This is a genomic window from Pseudoalteromonas sp. P1-26 (assembly GCF_001401795.1).
GTDB lineage: Bacteria > Pseudomonadota > Gammaproteobacteria > Enterobacterales > Alteromonadaceae > Pseudoalteromonas.
Genome location: NZ_LKDX01000154.1, coordinates 1 through 348, shown reverse-complemented (window position 1 = coordinate 348; position 348 = coordinate 1). Strand labels below are relative to the sequence as shown.

Sequence of the window (348 nt, the reverse complement as noted above, 5' to 3'; positions counted from 1 at the left end):
CGGCTTTGATACGCTCCGCAAGCCGTACAAGTAAAACGCCTATCATTCAATGTTAAAACATGGCGTTGCCCGCACTCCGAACAAATTCCAGTGGATTTTTCAAAACGACCTATTTCATGATAGAGCTTGCCTTCTAGCTCAGCTTTGTACTTTGAAAGCTGAGTGATCAAACCCATCACGTTATCTGCAACCATACTACCATTGAACTTTTGCATCGCTTTTACGTTTAAATCTTCGAACACTAAAATATCATTTTCATTGGTTATCTGTCGTGAAGTTTTGTGCGCAAAGTCCAGCCTTTGCCTTGAGATTTTTCCGTGTAATTTATTGATGCGTTGTTTTGTTTTT

At 39.7% G+C, this 348-nt stretch carries 1 protein-coding gene; it reads right to left on the bottom strand.

Features of this window, described 5'->3' with window-relative positions:
• The coding region (locus tag AN394_RS21355; RefSeq protein WP_235576294.1) for a transposase at positions 1-242 on the bottom strand (242 nt) is incomplete at its 3' end.
• Positions 243-348 lie beyond the last annotated feature (106 nt).